General features: G+C 51.8%; 4 protein-coding genes. All 4 read right to left on the bottom strand.

The features are described from left to right. Positions 1 to 477: 477 nt before the first annotated feature. The 4 genes from HY879_27040 to HY879_27025 all read right to left on the bottom strand — a co-directional run bounded on the left by HY879_27040 (position 478) and on the right by HY879_27025 (position 4,201). Positions 478 to 1,797, bottom strand: a complete 1,320-nt coding sequence (locus tag HY879_27040) for a TRAP transporter large permease subunit (GenBank protein MBI5607003.1) — start codon at positions 1,795 to 1,797, stop codon at positions 478 to 480. A 3-nt stretch (positions 1,798 to 1,800) separates the two neighbouring features. Beyond that, positions 1,801 to 2,295, bottom strand: coding sequence for a TRAP transporter small permease (locus HY879_27035; protein MBI5607002.1), 495 nt, complete (start codon positions 2,293 to 2,295; stop codon positions 1,801 to 1,803). Between the two features lie 151 nt (positions 2,296 to 2,446). Beyond that, positions 2,447 to 3,109 (bottom strand): GntR family transcriptional regulator, encoded by a 663-nt coding sequence (locus HY879_27030; GenBank protein ID MBI5607001.1) that lies wholly within the window; start codon positions 3,107 to 3,109, stop codon positions 2,447 to 2,449. A gap of 216 nt (positions 3,110 to 3,325) precedes the next feature. Continuing rightward, positions 3,326 to 4,201, bottom strand: a complete 876-nt coding sequence (locus HY879_27025) for a pyruvate synthase subunit beta (protein MBI5607000.1) — start codon at positions 4,199 to 4,201, stop codon at positions 3,326 to 3,328. Positions 4,202 to 4,363: the final 162 nt, after the last annotated feature.

Genomic DNA, 4,363 nt, shown 5'->3' with positions numbered 1-4,363 from the left:
TTTCACCTTTTGCTCCTTTCGTACGGATCAGCCACGGAAACAGTCCACGGCTATCCTACGCAAAGGAGCTTTTTTATTAAATACTACAGCATAGCTTTTTCAACTCTCCCCGGCGTAGCCGGGGGCTTAGCTCTGGAGTTAGTTCAAAAGTTACCCCGCATGAATAGTACAGCGGCACTTTTTCGTCATTCCCGAATGTCTTTATCGGGAATCCAGGGATTTTATTGTTTTGTGTCGCCTGGATTCCCGTCCCCGATTAAGGCCTTCAGGGACAGGCTCTGCGCGGGAATGACGTTTTGCGAGTTCGTCAATATTTATTCGGTGACACCCATTTTCAGGCTTCATGACGTCCCCTCAACCATGAGGGTTTAGTTCAACCCCTGATACCTGATCCCCGATCCCTGATCCCCGATCCCTGAATCCCTGAATCCATCCTGCCTCTTGAAACTTGCAACTTGCATCTTTTATCTTGCATCTTCACTTCATCCCCATCAAACTCGGAATCACCGTCGCCAAAAACGGCATGGCCAGCACCAGGGCGATGCACAGGATATCTATGATCACATAAGGAGTAACCGCCTTCCAGATATCGGCCATGGATACGTCATCGGGGGCCACCCCTTTCATCACAAAAAGGGTAACCCCGAAGGGCGGCGTAATCAAACCGGTTTCCAGGGCAATGAGCATAAGCACTCCGAACCAGAGGACATTATATCCCAAGACACTGATAACGGGCATAAAGATGGGGATGGTAATCATCATGATGGCCACGGTTTCCATAAACGCCCCCATAATCAGCATGACGGCCAGCATTCCGATGACAATCCAGATCGGGGGGATAGTCAGGCTGGTGATAAAGGCGGTCATACCGGCGGCGGCGCCGGTAAAGGCCAATATTTCACCATAGGTGGTGGAGACAATAATAATCATGAAAATCATGACCGTTACCCTTACGGTCCCCATTACCGACTTCTTGAAAATATCCCAGGTCAAACGCCTGTAAATCAAGGCCAGGATAAACGATCCCAGGGTTCCGGTGGCCGCCGCTTCGGTCGGGGTGGCCACCCCCAGGAATATGAGACCGATAACCATGAAGATGATAAAACCCAGGGGCAGGAGGTATTGTAAGGTGGCCGTCACTTTTTCTTTTAAATGGATTTTGGGCACCACATACATAGGGGCCTCTTTGGGGAAGAGATGACACCAGACCAGGACATAAATGAAGTACAGGGCGGACATGATGATGCCGGGCACTATACCGGCGATCAGAAGCTGCCCCACGTCGATGTGGGCTAAACTGGCCAGAACGACGGTCAAGGCATTGGGGGGAATAAGGGCATCCACCGTACCGACTCCCATAAGCGGCCCGAGACTCATGTTTTTGCTGTACCCTTTTTCCAGCATTTGAGGCAGCAGGATGGTACCCAACAGGGCACAGGTGGCAATGGTGGAGCCGCTCAGGGCGCCGATGATCACCCCCATAATAATCGCCAGGAGAGACAGCCGGCCCCGGAGGTTGCCCAGCCATTTATCCAGCACATTGACGGCATTAAGCCCCAGGCCGGAATGAAATATCAATTCTCCCATGAGGATGAAAAAGGGAACGGGAAGCAGGGTAAAAGTGGTAATGGAAGTAAACGCCCCGGTCACCACCCCCACCAGGCCGGGCAACCCGCCTAAAAAGAAATAGGCCCCGATGATGTTGACCACCAGAAAGGCAAAGGCAATGGAAATATTGGTTAGGAGCAGTAAGACCATGCCTCCGAAGAGCAAACTGATGATCAGCCACCATTCCATGGATTACCTCTCTGCCCTGATTTCCATAAAACGACTCCAGGCCATCCTGAAGAATTGGAGGGTGAGGTGCAGGCTGCCGATGGGGATGATGATGAAAATGGTCCATTTGGGAACCGTAACCGCTCGGACATCCGTCACGCCGTTGACGATGCAGTCAACCAGGTGGACCACTCCCAAATAGAGCATCAGGGCACAGGCCAGCCCGCCGATGACGGACATGATCCCGTCCAGATAGAGCTTGTTTTTTTTATTCAGGTGAACATAGAGGATGTCGGTGGTGATATGTCCCTTTTCTTTCAAAAGCCAGGTGGTGGCCAGGAAGACGATCCACAGCAGGGCATATTCGGTGGTCTGCGTCAGCCAGAGGGTTGTTTTCGTAAACAGGAAGCGCATAAAGATTGCGTAACAGACGGCGGCGGTAATAAAGACCAGTATGACGCCGGCCAGGGCGGCCATGATGTTATTAACCCTGTCGAAAACGGCCCAGAAACGGTCCATGGACAATCCTCCTTTTGAAAAAAGACGGATTAAACCCTCATTCCCTATTACGGGCATCGCGAAACATGAAAATGGTTTTCTCCGAACTCCGAACTCTTAACTCCGAACTTTATGTTTGCGTTAAATGATCGTGCTCGGATTTAATCAGCCTTCACTTCTTTATTGCATACCGCAAAATGTTCTTTTTCGATTCCTCCAGATGGACTTGTATGGCCTCAGTTACCTTTTGGGGGTCCTTTTTTTCAATAGCTTTGAGAATACCCTCATGTCCTTTTAAGGCCGTTAAAACGGCATCTTCTGAAAAAATACTCTGGACCCGGTAACGCAACATGTGACCCCTCAGGGTTTGAGACAGTTCCAGAAGCCGGGTGCTACCGCTGCCCCGAGCAATAATTTCGTGGAATTGGGCGTCCAGATCAATAAAAGCCCGGACTTCTCCCCGGGAGACCCGTTCGGCCGTGGCGGCGATATTCTTTTTAAGTTCCCGGATGATTTTGGCCGAGGCCCTTTCCATGGCCCATTGGGCGGCCAGGCATTCAATGACCGACCGGATGGCACAGGTTTCTTCCACTTCGGATTCACTGATCGCTTTAACCTGGTAGCCTACCCGGGGAATGGACCGGATCAATCCTTCGATTTCCAGGTTATGCAGGGCCTCACGCACCGGGGTTCTGGATGTCCCGATCTCCTGGGCAATCTTGGTCTCGATCAAGCGCTCATTGGGGGCGATCTGACCGCTCAGGATCTGCTCCCGCACATAGGTGTAAACCTTTTTTCGGATGGTACTATTATCTTGGATAACCAATTTTTTCATATGGGTTCATCCTGCTTTGTATTAAAAACAAATCCCTTCATGATTCAAAATTCGATGTTCGATATTCGATATTCTCATTTTCTTATTAACCCTTCATGCCCACCGGGGCACCGACGAATCATGGAAATAACTTCGCCGTAGGGCTCCCGACCCGAAGGGTCCAAGGTTCAAGGTTCAAGGTTTAGGGAAAAATCTGATACCCTACACCTTGTACCATCAGCATTCTCCCCTGGCCTGGGCCAGGAGCCTTTTCCATTGCCCGTCCGCTTCCCTCTGAATGTCTTCGATGGCCTCTTCCGTTAGATGGCGGTATCGTCCCTGAATCTTGAGGTATTCCGCCACGGGAAGGCCTTTGGGATCATGGGTGATCCGGTATTCGGTCCCATCGATGATTTCATAAAGGGGGAAAAGGTTGGTCTCCACGGCCAGCATGGCCGATTTGGCCGTCAGGTCTTCCGGCATTCTCCAGCCGGTCGGACAGGGCGTCAGGGTATGGATAAACCTGGTCCCTTTGATGCCCCTGGCCTTTTTCACCTTCTCCATAAGATCCTGCGGATAGCCGATGGAGGCGGTGGCCGCATAGGGCATCCGGTGGGCGGCGATGATCTCCATAAACTGTTTCTTTTTCCCCTGCCTCCCCCCGGGCGTAGTCATGGTCCAGGCGTTCTGAGGGGTGGCTGAGCTGGACTGAATGCCGGTATTCATATAGCCCTCGTTATCCAGGCAGACATAGATGAAGTTGTCATTCCGGTCAGCCGCGCCGGAAAGGGACTGGAGCCCGATGTCAAAGGTCCCGCCATCGCCGGCAAAGGCCAGAACCGTGATGTCTTCTTCGCCCTTTATTTTCAGGGCACTGGCTATGCCGGCCGCCGTAGGAGCGGCTATTTCAAAGGCCGAATGGAAACAGGGGACCGTCAGGGTACTGTTCGGATAGGCGGCGCTGATTACCCCGACACAGGAAGGGATAATGACCACAATGGTTTTTTCCCCCAGGGCCTTTAAAACCAGCCGCATGGTCGTGGCCACCCCGCATCCCGGACAGGCCATATGCCCCGAGCGCATAGTTTCTTTTTCGATGTCTTCGTCAATCATGATTAATTCGTATCTATTGGGTTGAACATAACGCACCTACGGTGCGGACTTTAGAGATCCTTGACATAACATAGATCACCACCACAAGGGCACTGAAGTTCTGGCATTCGGTGTTTAGACCTTGGGGAAGGTGGGAAGGAATCAACCACGATATCCTCCACT

This window comes from Deltaproteobacteria bacterium (assembly GCA_016219225.1).
Taxonomy (GTDB): Bacteria; Desulfobacterota; RBG-13-43-22; order RBG-13-43-22; family RBG-13-43-22; genus RBG-13-43-22.
This window is presented reverse-complemented; position numbering and strand designations above follow the sequence as displayed.